Origin of the sequence: Streptomyces sp. NPDC088794 (assembly GCF_044750545.1) — a bacterium.
Taxonomy (GTDB): domain Bacteria; phylum Actinomycetota; class Actinomycetes; order Streptomycetales; family Streptomycetaceae; genus Streptomyces.
The window spans coordinates 341,846-357,439 of sequence record NZ_JBIVKB010000002.1 but is presented as its reverse complement, the minus strand read 5'-3'; the positions used below and the strand labels follow the sequence as shown (position 1 = coordinate 357,439).

Below are 15,594 nucleotides of genomic sequence, written 5' to 3'. Positions count from 1 at the left end.
GGGCAAGGCCGAGTGAGCCAACCAGGGGCGCGGGGCTGCATCAATGTGCGGCTCCGCCGCGTGAGCGCGACCAGCCCCCACCGGCCCGCAGCCGAGAGACGACACGCACCACCCCGAATCTTCCCAGGAGTTGGACCATGTACGAACTAAGAGGCGTCACCAAGCGCTACACCCGCGGCAAGGAAGCGGTCGTCGCCCTGGACAACGTCGACCTCAACATCGCGGACGGTGACCGCCTGGTCATCCAGGGCCCCACCGGCGGCGGCAAGTCCACCCTGCTGCAGATGCTCGGCGCCCTCGACCGGCCCACCGCAGGTGAAGTCACCCTCGACGGCACCGACTTGGCCAAGCTCTCCGAGGCCCGCCTGACAAAGGTCCGCAGCGAGAACATCGGCTTCGTCTTCCAGTCCTTCAACCTCATCCCCACCCTCACCGCCCAGGAGAACGTGGAGACCGCCCTCGTCCCCCTCGGCATCAAGGGCAAGGACCGCCGCGAACGGGCGGCCGAGGCGCTGAAGTCGGTCGGGCTCGGCGAACGCCTCGGGCATCTGCCGTCCGAGATGTCCGGCGGCCAGCAGCAGCGCGTCGCGATCGCCCGCGCGCTCGTCAAGGAACCGAAGGTGCTGCTCGCCGACGAGCCCACCGGCAACCTCGACGAGTCGATGCGCGACGAGATCATGGACGTACTGGAGCGCATGTGGAAGGAGTTGGGGCTGACCTTCATCATGGTCACCCACGACTCCTCGATCGCGAAGAAGGCCCCTCGGGTCGCGACGATTCGCAAGGGACGCATCACTGTCAAGGAGAACGCGGGGGCATGACGGGGCGTGAACCGCGCGAAAACGTAACGGCTTTCCCGCGGTCGCGTAACAGTCTTCCAACCCAGTTCTTACCGCCCTCTCATCTCTTGAGGCGCCTGATCGCCCCCCGGCATACTGCGTATTCCGGGGGGCGCACGCATGTGCGGGACCACCCCCGGCCGGGTGAACGGGGAGTATTCGCCCGGTACTTCTGCTAGGGGGAGTTTTGCGCAGACAAGTGAAAAAGGCGTGCGCGGGCACGATCGCCGCGGCCGCCGCCGTGGCCCTCGCGGCGGGCATGACCAGCCCGGCGCAGGCCAAGGTGGAGCAGACCGGCACCACTTCGGCCCAGGCGGCCAAGTCGTCGCTCACGAAGCACCGCATCACCCTGATCACCGGTGACCGCGTCTCCGTCGACGCCAAGGGCCGGGTCGTCGGCCTGGAGCCGGCGAAGGGGCGCGAGCACATACCCGTCCAGATCCGCAAGACCGACGGCCACACCCTGGTCGTACCGGCCGACGTCGCCCGTCTGATCGCGACCGGCAAGGTCGACCAACGGCTGTTCGACGTAACCGAGTTGAACAAGGCCACGACCCGCGCGTCCCAGAAGCAGGGACTGAAGGTCATCGTCGGCTACAAGGGCGCGGCAGCCGCGGCCAAGGCCGACGTCCGGGACGCGGGCAAGCTCCGGCACAGCCTCACCACGCTCAACGCGGACGCGGTACAGACGCCGAAGCAGGACGCGCCCGAGCTGTGGGACGCGGTGACCAACGGTTCCAAGACGGCCTCCGGCATCGCGCACGTCTGGCTCGACGGCGTCCGCAAGGCCAGCCTCGACAAGTCCGTGCCGCAGATCGGCGCCCCCACCGCGTGGGCCGCCGGCTACGACGGCAAGGGCGTCAAGATCGCCGTCCTCGACACCGGCGTCGACGCGACCCACCCGGACCTCAAGGACCAGGTGATCGCGGCCAAGAACTTCTCCACCTCGCCCGACGCCACCGACAAGTTCGGCCACGGCACGCATGTCGCGTCCATCGCGGCCGGCACGGGCGCGAAGTCGAACGGCAAGTACAAGGGTGTCGCCCCGGGTGCCAAGCTGCTCAACGGCAAGGTGCTCAGCGACGACGGCTACGGCGACGACTCGCAGATCATCGCGGGCATGGAGTGGGCGGCCGAGCAGGGCGCCAACGTCGTCAACCTGAGCCTGGGCGGCGGTGACACCCCGGAGATCGACCCGCTCGAAGCCGAGGTGAACAAGCTGTCCGAGGAGAAAGGCATCCTGTTCGCCATCGCCGCCGGCAACTCCGGTGACTTCGGCGACGAGACCATCGGCTCGCCGGGCACCGCCGCCGACGCGCTGACCGTCGGCGCGGTCGACGACAAGGACAAGCTGGCGTCCTTCTCCAGCCGCGGCCCCGGCCTCGACGGGCAGATCAAGCCCGACGTGACCGCCCCCGGCGTGGACATCACCGCGGCCGCGGCCCCGGGCAGCGTCATCGACAAGGAGGTCGGTGAGAAGCCCCCGGGCTACCTGACCATCTCCGGTACGTCGATGGCGACCCCGCACGTGGCGGGCGCGGCGGCGATCCTGAAGCAGCAGCACCCCGACTGGGGCTTCGCCGAGCTGAAGGGCGCGCTGACCGGATCCACCAAGGGCGGCAAGTACACGCCGTTCCAGCAGGGTTCGGGCCGCATCCAGGTCGACAAGGCCATCAAGCAGACGGTGATCGCCGACCCGGTGTCGGTGAGCTTCGGCGTCCAGCAGTGGCCGCACACCGACGACACCCCGGTCACCAAGCAGGTGACGTACCGCAACCTCGGTACGAAGGACGTCACGCTGAAGCTGGCGGCGACCGCCACCAACCCGAAGGGGCAGGCCGCTCCGGCCGGCTTCTTCAAGCTCGGTGCCACCACGGTCACGGTCCCGGCCGGCGGCAAGGCCTCCGTGGACCTGACCGTCAACACCAAGCTGGGCGGCACGCTCGACGGCGCGTACTCCGCGTACGTGACCGCGACGGGCGACGGCCAGACCGTGCGGACGGCCGCGGCCGTGCAGCGCGAGGTGGAGTCGTACTCCGTCACGCTGAAGTTCGTCGGCCGTGACGGCCGGCCGGCGCCGTACTACAACGCGAGCCTGTCCGGGGTCAGCGGCCTCGGCCAGGACAAGTGGTTCACGCCGTACGACGCCTCCGGCACCGTGACCACCCGGGTGCCCAAGGGCGGTTACGTCCTGGACACCGGCATCTTCGTCGACCCGGAGGACGCCACCAAGGGCATCGACTGGCTGGCCCAGCCGAAGCTGAGCGTCACCAAGAACATGACGATCACGCTGGACGCACGGACCGCGAAGCCGGTGGACATCACCATCCCGGACACCGGCGCCACGTCGGTGTTCGCGTCCGCGGACTACGCGATCCAGGTCGGCAACTCCGGCTACGGCTTCGGCTGGTGGCTGGACACCTTCGAGAACTTCCGCTCGAAGGGTCTCGGCGCCCAGATCACCGACGGTTCGCTGACCCAGCAGTGGGACGGTCACTGGACCAAGGGAGCGACCGAGGAGTACAACACCACGGTCGGCGGCGTCGTCAAGCAGCTCGCCAACGGTTACACCAAGCACTACAAGGCGAGTGAACTGGCCAAGGTGAAGGTGGGCCTGGGCTCCGGCGCGAGCGGCAAGAAGGGCGCCGTGAGCGCGATCGGCTGGCTGCCGCAGAGCAGCGGCGCCTCCGGTATCGGCATCACGCAGAACCTGCCCGGCACCCGCACCCTGCACGTGTCCACCGGCGGTGGCGTGAAGTGGGACGTGGGCTTCGAGCAGTACGGCGGTGTCGACCCGGACGGCTTCCCGACCTCGGAGGCCTACTACACGATCGGCTCGCTGCAGTCCTACAAGGGCGGCAAGACGTACTCGACGACCTTCAACACGGCCGTCTTCGGACCGCGTCTCACCTCCGAGTTCGGCCTGTACCGCGACGGCAACAGCATCTTCGGCGTCGTGCCGCTGTTCGCCGACGGCAAGGGCCACGCGGGTTCGTCGACCTTCACCTCGGCCGACACGACCCTGTACCGCAACGGCCGCAAGGTCTCCTCCAACCACGACCCGCTGTTCGGCGACGGCCTGTTCACGGTCCCGTCGGCCGCGGCCGACTACAAGCTGACCACCTCGGTCAAGCGCAGCGTCAAGGTCGCGGCGGCCTCCACCCGCATCGACGCGAGCTTCACGTTCCGCTCGAAGAAGAGCACCAACCTCACCAAGCTCCCGGCCTCCACGGTCCGCTTCAACGCGACCACGGGTCTGGACAACCGGGTCGAGGCCGGCAAGACGGTCTCCATCCCGGTCTCCGTCGAGGGCTCGGCCAAGGGCAGCAACCTCAAGTCGCTGTCGGTGTACGTCTCCTACGACTACGGCCAGACCTGGAAGAAGGTCAGCGTCGTGGGCGGCAAGATCAAGGTCAAGAACCCGGAGAAGGGGAAGGCCATCTCCTTCCACGCGAAGATCACCGACAAGAAGAACAACAAGTCGACGATCTCGATCTACAACGCGTACTACGGCAAGTGAGCCGCTAGCCCGCGAGTGAACGAACGCCCGCCGGAGGTAGTACCTCCGGCGGGCCTTTCGCATCCCGGGACCCGGACTCAGCTCCAGGAACGGAGCTTCTCCGGGTTCCGCACGCCCCACACGTGCCGGATCCGGTCGCCCGCGACGTCGAAGGCCAGCACCACCTCCGTGACGCCGGCGACCTGCGCCACCAGCCCCGCCTGGCCGTTGACCGTACGCTCCAGGACGATCACCTTCACCGGAGCCCTGGCCATCAGGTCGGCGAAGTAGCGCGCGACCGCCTCGCCGCCGCGGACCGGGCGGGGCGCGGCGCTGGCGAGGCCGCCGCCGTCGCCGGTCGCGGTGGCGTCGGGATCGAGGAGGCGGACGAGGGCGTCGATGTCCTGCGCCTCCCACGCCTCCTTGAAGTGCCGGACGACATCGGCGCGTTGGGCTCCCGAGGTCGCCGGGGCGGCCGACGACTGTGCCGCGCGGATACGACGCCGGGCGGACGAGGCCAGCTGACGGCACGCCCCCGGCGTACGTCCGACGATCTCCGCCACGTCGGCGAAGGAGTACCGGAAGACGTCGTGCAGGACGAACGCGACGCGCTCGGCCGGGGTCATCGACTCCAGCACGACGAGGAAGGCCATGTTGACCGACTCGTCGAGGGTGACCCGGTCGGCCGGATCCGCCGCCGCGCCGCCGGCCCATCCGCCGGTCCACTCCGTACGGTCGGGCACCGGCTCCGGGATCCACTCACCGACGTACCGCTCCCGCCGGGCCCGTGCCGAGCGCAGCAGGTCGAAGCAGATACGGCTGGCGACCGTCGTCAGCCACCCGCCGGGCGCGGCGACTGCATCCCGCTGCGCCACCGGCATCGCGTACCAGCGGGCGTACGTCTCCTGCACGACGTCCTCGGCGTCGGCCAGCGAACCGAGCAACCGGTAGCCGAGATTGATGAGTTGACGCCGCTCGCTCATGATCGCGTCGAGCCCCGCCTCGGCCGACTCCTCGCTCACGCCGGTCCCTCCCTCACGGATCGCAGGTCATCACCTTCATGGATACGACTTCATGGATACGACGAGACGCCGGCCCGGAATGTGAGGCGGGCCCCTGACATTCTCCGGGCCGCTCTCGTCGTACTGCTGTGACACCTCAGACAGCCAGGGAAACAGGGAAACAGGGAGGAAGACCATGAACGACCTGTCGGAGCAGGCCGCACTCACCGGGGACTACGTTCTCGACGCCACCCGCACCCGGATCGGGTTCGTCTCGCGGGCCATGCTGATCAGCACGGTGCGCGGGCGGTTCGAGGAGTTCGAGGGCGGGGCGCACCTGGACGGGGAGGACCCGTCGAAGTCGGAGGTCCGGCTGACCCTCCGCACGCGGGGCCTGCGGACCGGCAACGCCCGCCGGGACGAGCACCTGCGCGGCGCCGACTTCCTGGACGGCGACCACCACCCGGACATCACCTTCACGTCGACGCGTGTACGCCGGACCGGCGCGACCCGCTTCACGCTCACCGGCGACCTGACGATCCGCGGCACGACCGGCCCGGTCACGGTGGACCTGGAACTGACCGGCACCGGCAACGGCACTGGTATCGGCACCGGCGACCACATCGCCTTCACCGGCCGGGGAATCCTCAACCGCAGGGACTGGAACGTGAGGTGGGGCGGGCGTCTGCTGGCCGACAAGGTGACCCTGGAACTGGAGGTCGCGCTGATCCATTACGCCCAGCGCTGACACGCGCGAAGGCCCCGCCGGAAGATCCGCGTCCGGTGGGCCGCGCGTGTTTCGGTGAGCGCATGACCACACAGACCGTCGAGTACATCCGCTACCGCATTCCTCAGACCCGCTCGGCCGAGTTCGTGGCCGCGTACACGCGCGCGGCGGCTCAGCTGGCGGCGGCGCCCCAGTGCGTCGACTACGAACTGACGCGCCGCGAGGGCGACACCGGGGACGACACCGGCGAGGACACCGGGAACGACGCGCACTTCATCCTGCGCATCACCTGGACCTCGACCGAGGACCACCTGAAGGGCTTCCGCACCTCGGAGCTGTTCCCCGGCTTCCTCGCGGAGATCCGCCCGTACATCGAGAACATCGAGGAGATGCGCCACTACGCCCCGACCCCGGTACGCGGCACGGGCTCCGCGCTGCCGACGCTCCACGACTGGGCGGGCGGCGCCGAGGCCTTCTCCCGCCTGACCTCGGCCTTCTACGACAAGGTCCTCAAGGACGACCTCCTGTCCCCGCTCTTCGCCGACCTGGCCCCCGAACACGCGGAGCACGTCGCCGTCTGGCTCGGCGAGGTCTTCGGCGGCCCGGCCACGTACACGCACACCCAGGGCGGCCACAACCACATGGTCGCGATGCACGCGGGCAAACACATCACCGAGCCGCAGCGCCGCCGCTGGGTCAACCTCATCCAGGACGCGGCGGACGAGGCGGCCCTCCCCACGGACGCGGAGTTCCGCTCGGCGTTCCTGGCGTACGTGGAATGGGGCACGAGGCTGGCGGTGTACTTCTCAGGCCCGAACGCCCAGCCACCGGCGGAGCAGCCGGTACCGAAGTGGAACTGGGGCGCGATGCCGCCGTATCAGGGGTGAGCTTCAGGCCGAAGGCCTCACACTGCTGGCCGCCCGCGACGCATCGGCTCCCCAGCTCGCCAGCAGGCGTAGTGACTCCTCGCTCTGGGTGCCCGGTTCCGCGTGGTAGGCGACCAGGCCCTGTTCCGTGTCGTCGGCCAGGCGGAAGGACTCGAACTGGAGGGCGAGGTCGCCCACCAGGGGGTGGTGGAGGCGTTTGACGCCGAAGCTCTTCTCCTTGACGTCGTGGGTGGCCCACAGACGCCGGAAGTCCTCGCTCTTGACGGAGAGTTCGCCGACGAGGGTGGCGAGGCGGGGGTCGTCGGAGCAGCGGCCCGCGTCCATCCGGAGCACGCAGACGATGTCGATCGCCTTCTGCTCCCAGTCGACGAAGAGGTCCCGGTAGTCGGGCCGCAGGAACACCAGCCGCGCCCAGTTCCGCTCCTGCGGCGGCAGCTCGCCCCAGTCGCCGAAGACCGCCGCCGCCATCCGGTTCCAGGCGAGGATCTCCGTCCGCCGCCCCGAGATGTAGGCGGGCACGCTGTCCATCGTCTCCAGCAGCCCGCGCAGCGAGGACCGCACCTGCTGCTGGGTGCACGCCGCCGCCTGCTTCTTCTTGAGCTTCGGCTTCGCGAGATGCGTCAGATGCGCGTGCTCGGCGTCGGTCAGCCGCAGCGCCCGCGCGATCGAGTCCAGCACCTCCGACGACACGTTCCGCCCATTGCCCTGCTCAAGGCGCGTGTAGTACGCCACCGAGACGCCCGCCAGCTGCGACAGCTCCTCGCGCCGCAGCCCGGGTACCCGCCGGTGCCGCCCGAAGTCCGGCAGCCCCACGTCCTCCGGCTTCAGCCGGGCCCGCCGGGTGCGCAGGAACTCGCTGAGCTCGGCACGCGGGTCGAGGGAGCCGGCGGGCTCCCGTACGGGATCTGGCTGTCCATCCATACGTCCAGTATTCCCGGTCGTACGCACACCAGCCTGTCCCCGCCAGTGGTAGGCACGCTGGACGTAGGCAGAACGGTGGTCTGGGTGAATCCTCGTGCGAGGGCCAGTGTGGACGTCGTGCCCGGTCAGAAAGACATCTGAAGGCGACCGGGCGCATACCCCCGCTAGGAGATCCCGGCATGACCACCGTTGCTGCGTACGCCGCCCCCGCCGCCAAGGCGCCGCTGGAGCGCACCACCATCGAACGCCGCCCGGTCGGCGAGTTCGACGTCCTGATCGACATCAAGTTCGCCGGTATCTGCCACTCGGACATCCACCAGGTCCACGAGGGCTGGGGCGAGGCGATCTTCCCGATGGTCCCGGGCCACGAGATCGCGGGCATCGTCTCCGAGGTCGGCCCCGGCGTCACCAGGCACAAGGTCGGCGACCGCGTCGGCGTCGGCTGCATGGTCGACTCGTGCCGCGAGTGCGAGAACTGCAAGGCCGGCCTGGAGCAGTACTGCACCAACGGCAACGTCGGCACGTACAACGCCGTCGGCAAGGACGGCGAGCCCACCTACGGCGGCTACTCGGAGAAGGTCGTCGTCGACGAGAACTTCGTCGTCCGGATCCCCGACGGCCTCTCCCTCGACGTCGCCGCCCCGCTCCTGTGCGCCGGCATCACCACGTACTCCCCGCTCAAGCACTGGAACGCGGGCCCCGGCAAGAAGGTCGCCGTGGTCGGATTCGGCGGCCTGGGCCACATGGCCGTCAAGATCGCGCACGCGCTCGGCGCGGAGGTCACCGTCCTCTCCCAGTCGCTGCGCAAGCAGGACGACGGCCTGAAGCTGGGCGCCGACCACTACTACGCCACCAGCGACCCGAAGACCTTCGAGGAGCTGCACGGCACCTTCGACCTGATCATCTCCACGGTGTCGGCGCCGCTGGACTTCGGCGCCTTCCTCTCGCTGCTGCGCACCGACGGCGCCCTGGTGAACGTCGGCGCCCCCGAGGAGCCCATCTCCCTCAACCTCTTCTCGGTGATCGGCGGCCGCAAGACCCTCGCGGGCTCCGGCATCGGCGGCATCCGGGAGACCCAGGAGATGCTGGACTTCTGCGCCGAGCACGCCCTGGGCGCGGAGATCGAGCTGATCAGCGCGTCCGAGATCAACGAGGCGTACGAGCGGGTGCAGAACAGCGACGTCCGGTACCGCTTCGTGATCGACACGGCGACGATCTGATCCCGTCGCGGCAACCGTCGCGAGCGCAGACCTGACGGCCCCGGAGGCGCACTCCTCCGGGGCCGTCAGTACGTCGTCGTACGCCGCCCCAGCAGCCACAGCAGGTACGGCCCGCCGACGAGCGAGGTCAGCGCGCCGACCGGCACCTCCAGCGGGGGCAGCACGGTACGGGCCGCGAGATCGGCGCCGACCAGGATCACGGCACCCGTCAACGCGGCGTTGAGCAGCGGCAGTTGAGGTGTCCGGGTGAGCCGGCGGGCCAGTTGCGGCGCGGTCAGCGCGACGAACCCGATCGGTCCCGCCGCCCCGGTCGCGGTCGCGGCGAGCACGACACCGAGCACGGTCAGCCCGAGCCGGACCCGGTCCACCCGCACCCCGAGCGCGGCGGCCGTCTCCGGGTCGAGGCCGAGCGGCCGCGTCCTCCGGCTCGCCCACACCAGCGCGGGCAGCGACAGCAGCAGTACGACACCCAGCGGCCCGGCCTGCTCCCAGCCGCGCCCGTTCAGGCTCCCCGTCAGCCACAGCTTGACCTGCTCGGCGGCCTCCAGCTCGCTGTCGGTGAGATACAGCTGCACGACGGCGGAGAGCGCGACCCCGATCCCCACACCCGTCAGCACGAACCGGCTCGGCTGCATCCCCTGCCGCCACGCCAGTACGTACACGAGCGCGGCGGCGGCAAGCCCGCCCGCCACGGACACGATCGGCAACGCGCCGGGCGAGGCGACGACCCCGGTCGACAGCGCCAGCACGGTCGCGGCGGCGGCCCCGTGCCCGACCCCGATCACATCGGGACTGGCCAGCGGATTGCGGGTGACGGTCTGCACGAGGGCCCCGGACAGCCCGAGCGCCGCGCCGACGAGGGCGCCCAGCACGATTCGGGGGACCCGCAGCTCCGAGACGACGAGTTCGTAGGGCCCGCTTCCGGTACGCAGGGTGTGCCACACCTCGGCAGGCGAGATGTACGTCTGCCCAAGACAGGCGGAGGCGAGCATGACGGTGGCGAGGAGGAAGAGGAGGAGAACGGCGACGACCGCCGAACGGCGGTGCAGGAGAAGGGAGATACGGGGGTGGGGGCGCAGTACCACTGAGGCACGGGCTGTCGTACCGCTCATGCTCAAGCCGCCGTACCTTTCCTGCGGACGAGCACCACCAGCACAGGTACGCCCACCAACGCCGTCATGACCCCCGCCGGTACCTCCGCCGGAGCCCTCACCACCCGCCCCAAGACGTCCGCCCCCACCAACAACCCCGCCCCCAGCAACGCGGACAACGGCAGCACCGCCCGGTACCCCCCGCTCACCAACCGCCGAGCGAGATGCGGCACCGCCAGCCCCACGAACGCGATCGGCCCCGCGGCAGCCACGGCCGCGGCGGTCAGCAGCGTCGCGCCGAGCGCCGCACACCCCCGTACCGGACCCACCCGATGGCCCAGCGCCCGAGCCGTCTCGTCGCCGAGGGCCAGCGCGTCCAGGCCGCGCGCGCAGCCGATCACCAGCAGCGCCCCGACCAGGAGGAACGGCAACATGCGGACGACCGTGTCGGTGTCCCGGCCGCTGAGCGAGCCCACCTGCCAGAACCGGAACCGGTCGAGCGTGGCGGAGCTGGAGGTGAGGACGACGGTCGTCGCGCCGGCGGTCATCGCGGACAACGCGGTGCCGGCGAGCGCGAGTTTGACCGGCGACGCGCCTCCCCGCCCGCGCGAGGCGATCCCGTACACGAGGAACGCGGCCACGACCGCGCCGGCGAAGGCGTACCAGACGTAGCCGCCGAAGCCGTACCCGCCGGCCCCGAACGCGATGGCGAACACCACGCCCGCCGCCGCCCCCTGGCTCAGCCCGAGGATGCCGGGGTCGGCGAGCGGGTTGCGGGTGACGGCCTGGAGGGCCGCGCCGGCCAGGCCGAGCGCCGCGCCCGCGGTGAGACCGACCTCGGTACGCGGCAGCCGCAGCGACCGTACGACCAGCGCGTCCGGTGAACTCCCGCCGTGCACAAGGGCGTCGAGCACCGCGGACGGCGGAATCGCCCGGGTGCCGACGGCGAGGCTGAGCAGCGCGGCGACCGCCACCACGAGGGCGGCGGCCGGCCAGGCGAGGCGTCGGATCACGTGCCGAGGTGCTCGGCGAGCTGCGTCACGACCAGACGGGCGGCGGTGGGACCGGCGTTGAGGTACCAGGGGTCGTCGTCGACCTTGACCGCGTGCCCGGCCTTGACCCCGGCCATCGACTTCCACAGCGGCCCGGCGAGCACGGACGCGGCGTCGGTCTTGCCGGCGTCGCCCTGGACCGAGTAGAAGATCCAGTCGCCGTCCGCGGTGTCGATGCTCTCCGCACCGAGGTCCTCCGAAATCGCCGTGAACTGCTGGGACTTGGGCCGCTTGAGACCCATGTCGACGGCGATGGAACCGGTGAAGGAGGAGACACCGAACATGCGCGTGCGGTCGGGCGTGAAGCGGACCATGGAGACGGTCGGGTCGCCCGTGACCGTCCTCCCCTTCGCGGCCGCGTCGCCGACGATGCCGTCGAGCAGCGTCTGCGCCTGCTGCCCCTTGCCGATGGCGGCGCCGACCAGCAGCAGGTCGCGCTTCCAGTTGATGCCGTTGCCGGCGGTGATCACGGTGGGCGCGATCTTCGACAGCTTCGGATAGAGGTCGCCGAGCGAGTCGTTGGCGAGGATCAGGTCCGGCTCGGCGGCGGCGAGCGTCTCCAGGTTGGGCGCCTGCCGCGTGCCCGCGTCGGTCATGTCGGCCAGCTGCGCCTTGTACTTGGGGAAGGCGTCCGCCAGATAGTCGGGCACCAGACCGGCGTTGTCGGCGCGCGTGGTGGCCACCGGTACGGTCCCCAGCGAGAGCAGGTCGTCGAGCTGGCCGGTGCTGAGCACGGCGATCTTCTTGGGCGCCGCCTTGATGGTCGTCCTGCCCTCGAAGTGCGTGACGGTACGCGGGAACGTCCCGTCCGTGTCCGGGTCGGCGCCCATGCCTTCGGCGAGCGCGCTGGGGGCGGCGGACGGTCCCTCGGAGGCGCCGATGACCTTGTTCTGCGCGCCGGCCTTCTTCTCGGTGCCGCTGTCACCGCTGTCCGAGGAGGAACACCCGGCGAGCAGTCCTCCGACGACGGTCGCGGCCACGACGGCCTTCAATCCCACTGCACGCACGAGCGCTACTCCGATACACGTCGATCACATCGATCACCTCGGTCACGAGGATCGCCGTTGATCCTGTTAAGGCAAGCCTTACCTTAACTGCCCTGCGGAGTATGTTGGGCGTGAGGAGGCCCACACGATGACCGTGCAGCTGAACCACACCATCGTCGCCGCACATGACAAGCAGACGTCGGCCCGGTTCCTCGCCGACATTCTGGGACTGCAAGTGAGCCCGCAGTACGGCCCGTTCATCCCCGTCGAGATCCCCAACGGCGTGACGCTCGACTACATGGACACGGACGGCCACATCACACCGCAGCACTACGCGTTCCTGGTCTCGGAGGACGACTTCGACACCATCTTCGCCCGCGTCCGGGCGACGGGTCTGACCTACTGGGCGGACCCCTTCCACCGCCGCCCCGGCGAGATCAACCGCAACGACGGCGGCCGCGGCGCCTACTTCGACGACCCGAACGGCCACAACCTGGAGATCCTCACCAGGCCGTACGGCAGCGGAGGTTGATCCCCCACCGATTCCCACCGATCGCCGCCGATCCCCGCCGAAAACTTCTCCCTGTCGGCTGTCACATTCGTCGGCGCTCCCGGGTCATGTCGGTGAGGCACAGAGCCTCACCGCGACGAACAGGGAGCAGAGACCATGCCGACATCACCCATCCTGGTCACCGGCGGAACCGGCACGCTCGGCCGCCATGTCGTCCCCCTCCTCCGGTCGGCCGGCCACGAGGTCCGCGTCCTGACCCGCCACGGCCGCCCTCCGGCCGACGGCGTCGAGTACGTCACGGGAGACCTGCTCAAGGGGGAGGGAGTGGCGGCGGCCCTCGACGGCACGGAGACCGTCCTCCACCTGTCCGGCGGCCCGAAGGGCGACGACGAGGCGACCCGAACCCTGGTCCGGGCGGCCCGCGTGTCCGGCGTCCGCCACCTGATCTACATCTCGGTGGTCGGCGCCGACCGTGTCCCGCTGGCCTGGCTGCGTACGAAGCTCGCGTCGGAGCAGGCGATCGCCGACTCGGGCATCCCGTTCACGACGCTGCGCGCGGCCCAGTTCCACGACCTGGCCCTGACCATGGTCGAGAAGATGGCGAGGCTCCCCGTCCTCCCGGCCCCCGGCGGCCTCCGTCTCCAACCGGTCGACACCCGCGAAGTCGCCGCGCGGCTGGCGGAGTTGACCCTGGCCGCCCCCGCCGGCCCGGTCCCCGACCTGACCGGCCCCGAGCTCTACGACCTCCCCGCCCTGGTCCGCCCGTACCGTCGGATCCTCGGCCGCCGCAACCGCCCGACCCTGCCGGTTCGGGTGCCGGGGAAGGTGGGGCGGGCGTACCGGGCGGGGGCGAACCTGACGGTGGAGGGCGCGGAGCGCGGGAAGCGGACGTGGGAGGAGTTCTTGGGGGAGCGGTTGGGATAGGCGGGGTGTCGGTGGGTGACGCGCGCGGGTCTAGAGACCGGCCGCGTTGCGGGGCAGCCAGTCGGCGTGCCGCTCGCGGAGCGCGTCCCGCTCGGCGGGGGTGGTGAGGACGACGTCCGCGCCACCGTCGTACGGGCAGTGGATACGGCGGAGTTCCGAGTCGGTCACGAAGACATCGGCGAGCGTGTAGTCGGCGACCGCGCGCAACAGGGCGTCGGCGCAGCCGTGTTGCCATGGGCGGAGGTCGGCGTAGAGGCGGAAGTGGGTGGGGAACTCGGGGTCGGGATCGTCCGCTTCGGAGTCGATCCACCAGCGGACACCGGCGGGGTGGAGTCGCCGCCGGTGCGGATACCCGGCGGGGCCGGTCGGTGTGAGCGACCAGTCCATGGTCACGACGTACACCTCGCGGCCCGTGAACAGCTCGTCGAGGACCGTGTTGTAGCGGTGCAGCAGGATCGCGTACTCGTCCTCGGACTCCGGGTAGCGCTTCGAGCCGGGGAGGCTGTGGAAGCGGACCCAGACGTCCGGGTACGTGCTGCGGAAGGTGTGGGCGAGGGGCGGGGCCGACGGGTGGCGGTCGCGCCACAGGGCGGCCAACTCCGGGAGGTCTGTCGGCGTTTGTGCCGAGTGCGGTGCGGGCGTCGAGGGTGTTGAGGGCGTCGCGGGCGTGAGCCCGTCGGTCGACGTCGACGACGCCCCCTCGCTCACCTGCCCGCCTTCGCCCGCAGTCCCTGGAGGCCGTCGTACGCGGCCATCACCATCTCCAACCCCCGGCTGTCGTCGCCGGGTTCGCGCATCTGGTTGGTGACGTACGCGATCGCCGTACGGGCCTCGGGTTCGACCATGACGAGGGAGCCGCCCCAGCCGCCCCAGCCGTAGGTGTTGCCGAACAGGCCGTAGCCCAGGCCGTATCGGACGGGCATGCCCAGGAGGCGGTCCTGGCCCTGGAACTGTTCCACCCATGCCCGGTCGCACCCCGCCCGCGACAACAGCCGTACGCCGCCCACCTCGCCGCCGCACGCCATCACCGACTGCACGAGGGCGACCGAACGGGCGTTGCCGAAGCCGCTCGCGGCGGGGATCTGGGCGCGGCGCCAGGCCACGCTGTTCCCGTCGCGGACGCGGATTCCCGTACCGGGAGCCGGAGTCGGGGCGCTGATGCCGGGTGCGCTGGAGAGGTAGTCCTCGTCGTGGGACGGGGGCGGGACCGTGAGCGCCACCCGGTCGTCGTGCTCGGCGGCCAGGCCCATGTGGAAGTCCGCGCCCAGCGGCCCGGCGATCTCGTCGGCGAAGAACTCACCCGGGGTGCGCCCGGTGATCCGGCGCACGACCTCGCCGACCAGGAACCCCTGGGTGAGCGAGTGGTATCCGGCCGCCGTGCCCGGTTCCCACTCCGGGGCCTGCGCGGCGAGCCGGGCGGTGGCGGACGACCAGTCGTAGGCGACCTCGGCCGACCACTGTCCCTCGAAGTCGGGCAGGCCGGCGGTGTGCGAGAGCAGGTGCCGTACCAGCACGCCGTCCTTGCCGGCCGCCGCGAACTCCGGCCAGTAGCGGGCGACGGGCGCGTCCACGTCCAGGTCACCGCGGTCGGCGAGGACCAGCGCGATGAGCGCGGTCATGGTCTTGGTGACGGAGTAGACGTTGACGATCGTGTCCCGCTGCCACGGCACGGTGCGGGCCGCGTCCGCGAACCCGCCCCACACGTCCACCACGGGCTCCCCGTCCACGAAGACGGCCACCGCTCCACCGGCGTCCCCCTCGTCGAGCAGAGCGGCCAGTGCGCTGGGCACGGCGGTGAAGAGGTCGTCGTAGGAGCCCTGGATGTCGGCCATGGGTCGTATTCAGCCCGCCGGGATGGGGTGAGGGCAACCGATTTTCGGGGGAGTGATGGGGGAGTGGGGTGGGCGGGACGAGGGTGGCGGCGGAGGCCGGCTCC

Annotated in this window: 14 protein-coding genes; 7 read left to right on the top strand and 7 right to left on the bottom strand. The window is 70.5% G+C overall.

All coding sequences use genetic code 11. From position 1 onward, the window contains the following. Window positions 1-137 precede the first annotated feature (137 nt). Together ACIP6U_RS06200 and ACIP6U_RS06195 are read left to right on the top strand one after the other, a co-directional pair. Complete coding sequence (locus tag ACIP6U_RS06200) at window positions 138-821, top strand: ABC transporter ATP-binding protein (protein WP_401713643.1); 684 nt, start codon at window positions 138-140, stop codon at window positions 819-821. A gap of 217 nt (window positions 822-1,038) precedes the next feature. Then, window positions 1,039-4,359: a S8 family peptidase gene (locus ACIP6U_RS06195; protein ID WP_401713641.1), complete on the top strand. Its 3,321-nt coding sequence runs from the start codon at window positions 1,039-1,041 to the stop codon at window positions 4,357-4,359. A gap of 77 nt (window positions 4,360-4,436) precedes the next feature. On the opposite strand, the gene sigJ is transcribed toward ACIP6U_RS06195, so the two are convergent. Further along, entirely contained in the window at window positions 4,437-5,321 is an 885-nt protein-coding gene (gene sigJ, locus ACIP6U_RS06190) for an RNA polymerase sigma factor SigJ (RefSeq protein WP_401714406.1), read from the bottom strand. A gap of 214 nt (window positions 5,322-5,535) precedes the next feature. On the opposite strand from sigJ, the gene ACIP6U_RS06185 reads away from it, so the two are divergent. Together ACIP6U_RS06185 and ACIP6U_RS06180 are read left to right on the top strand one after the other, a co-directional pair. Beyond that, window positions 5,536-6,087, top strand: a complete 552-nt coding sequence (locus ACIP6U_RS06185; protein ID WP_401713640.1) for a YceI family protein — start codon at window positions 5,536-5,538, stop codon at window positions 6,085-6,087. A gap of 62 nt (window positions 6,088-6,149) precedes the next feature. Further along, entirely contained in the window at window positions 6,150-6,953 is an 804-nt protein-coding gene (locus tag ACIP6U_RS06180; RefSeq protein ID WP_401713638.1) for a group II truncated hemoglobin, read from the top strand. A 3-nt stretch (window positions 6,954-6,956) separates the two neighbouring features. Here the strand turns inward: ACIP6U_RS06180 and ACIP6U_RS06175 are convergent, their stop codons facing one another. Continuing rightward, window positions 6,957-7,874, bottom strand: coding sequence for a helix-turn-helix domain-containing protein (locus tag ACIP6U_RS06175; protein ID WP_401713636.1), 918 nt, complete (start codon window positions 7,872-7,874; stop codon window positions 6,957-6,959). 179 nt (window positions 7,875-8,053) lie between these two features. Between ACIP6U_RS06175 and ACIP6U_RS06170 the strand changes: the two genes are divergently transcribed. Further along, window positions 8,054-9,094, top strand: coding sequence for an NAD(P)-dependent alcohol dehydrogenase (locus tag ACIP6U_RS06170; RefSeq protein ID WP_401713634.1), 1,041 nt, complete (start codon window positions 8,054-8,056; stop codon window positions 9,092-9,094). A gap of 65 nt (window positions 9,095-9,159) precedes the next feature. On the opposite strand, the gene ACIP6U_RS06165 is transcribed toward ACIP6U_RS06170, so the two are convergent. Genes ACIP6U_RS06165 through ACIP6U_RS06155 form a run of 3 tightly spaced genes read right to left on the bottom strand, consistent with a single transcriptional unit; the run spans window position 9,160 to window position 12,244 of the window. Beyond that, the gene (locus ACIP6U_RS06165; protein ID WP_401713632.1) at window positions 9,160-10,206 is read right to left on the bottom strand and encodes a FecCD family ABC transporter permease; all 1,047 of its coding nucleotides are present in this window, start codon (window positions 10,204-10,206) and stop codon (window positions 9,160-9,162) included. Between the two features lie 2 nt (window positions 10,207-10,208). Continuing rightward, the gene (locus ACIP6U_RS06160) at window positions 10,209-11,198 is read right to left on the bottom strand and encodes a FecCD family ABC transporter permease (RefSeq protein ID WP_401713630.1); all 990 of its coding nucleotides are present in this window, start codon (window positions 11,196-11,198) and stop codon (window positions 10,209-10,211) included. Continuing rightward, window positions 11,195-12,244: an ABC transporter substrate-binding protein gene (locus ACIP6U_RS06155; protein ID WP_401713628.1), complete on the bottom strand. Its 1,050-nt coding sequence runs from the start codon at window positions 12,242-12,244 to the stop codon at window positions 11,195-11,197. Before ACIP6U_RS06155 ends, ACIP6U_RS06160 begins: the two co-directional genes overlap by 4 nt. 127 nt (window positions 12,245-12,371) lie before the next feature. Between ACIP6U_RS06155 and ACIP6U_RS06150 the strand changes: the two genes are divergently transcribed. Further along, window positions 12,372-12,755 carry a VOC family protein gene (locus tag ACIP6U_RS06150; protein ID WP_401713626.1) on the top strand — a complete coding sequence of 128 codons (384 nt, stop codon included), beginning with the start codon at window positions 12,372-12,374 and terminating at the stop codon, window positions 12,753-12,755. Between the two features lie 135 nt (window positions 12,756-12,890). Next, entirely contained in the window at window positions 12,891-13,658 is a 768-nt protein-coding gene (locus ACIP6U_RS06145; protein ID WP_401713625.1) for an SDR family oxidoreductase, read from the top strand. A gap of 30 nt (window positions 13,659-13,688) precedes the next feature. Here the strand turns inward: ACIP6U_RS06145 and ACIP6U_RS06140 are convergent, their stop codons facing one another. Next, window positions 13,689-14,366: a hypothetical protein gene (locus ACIP6U_RS06140; RefSeq protein ID WP_401713623.1), complete on the bottom strand. Its 678-nt coding sequence runs from the start codon at window positions 14,364-14,366 to the stop codon at window positions 13,689-13,691. Further along, window positions 14,363-15,490 (bottom strand): serine hydrolase domain-containing protein, encoded by a 1,128-nt coding sequence (locus ACIP6U_RS06135; RefSeq protein WP_401713621.1) that lies wholly within the window; start codon window positions 15,488-15,490, stop codon window positions 14,363-14,365. The genes ACIP6U_RS06140 and ACIP6U_RS06135 overlap by 4 nt, the downstream gene beginning before the upstream one ends. Between the last annotated feature and the right edge of the window lie 104 nt (window positions 15,491-15,594).

Bases quoted from the DNA above. Each gene is read 5' to 3' on its own strand.
- ACIP6U_RS06200 (WP_401713643.1), top strand. From the start codon at position 138: ATGTACGAACTAAGAGGCGTCACCAAGCGCTACACCCGCGGCAAGGAA.
- sigJ (WP_401714406.1), bottom strand. From the start codon at position 5,321: ATGAGCGAGCGGCGTCAACTCATCAATCTCGGCTACCGGTTGCTCGGT.
- ACIP6U_RS06185 (WP_401713640.1), top strand. From the start codon at position 5,536: ATGAACGACCTGTCGGAGCAGGCCGCACTCACCGGGGACTACGTTCTC.
- ACIP6U_RS06180 (WP_401713638.1), top strand. From the start codon at position 6,150: ATGACCACACAGACCGTCGAGTACATCCGCTACCGCATTCCTCAGACC.
- ACIP6U_RS06175 (WP_401713636.1), bottom strand. From the start codon at position 7,874: ATGGATGGACAGCCAGATCCCGTACGGGAGCCCGCCGGCTCCCTCGAC.
- ACIP6U_RS06170 (WP_401713634.1), top strand. From the start codon at position 8,054: ATGACCACCGTTGCTGCGTACGCCGCCCCCGCCGCCAAGGCGCCGCTG.
- ACIP6U_RS06165 (WP_401713632.1), bottom strand. From the start codon at position 10,206: ATGAGCGGTACGACAGCCCGTGCCTCAGTGGTACTGCGCCCCCACCCC.
- ACIP6U_RS06150 (WP_401713626.1), top strand. From the start codon at position 12,372: ATGACCGTGCAGCTGAACCACACCATCGTCGCCGCACATGACAAGCAG.
- ACIP6U_RS06145 (WP_401713625.1), top strand. From the start codon at position 12,891: ATGCCGACATCACCCATCCTGGTCACCGGCGGAACCGGCACGCTCGGC.
- ACIP6U_RS06135 (WP_401713621.1), bottom strand. From the start codon at position 15,490: ATGGCCGACATCCAGGGCTCCTACGACGACCTCTTCACCGCCGTGCCC.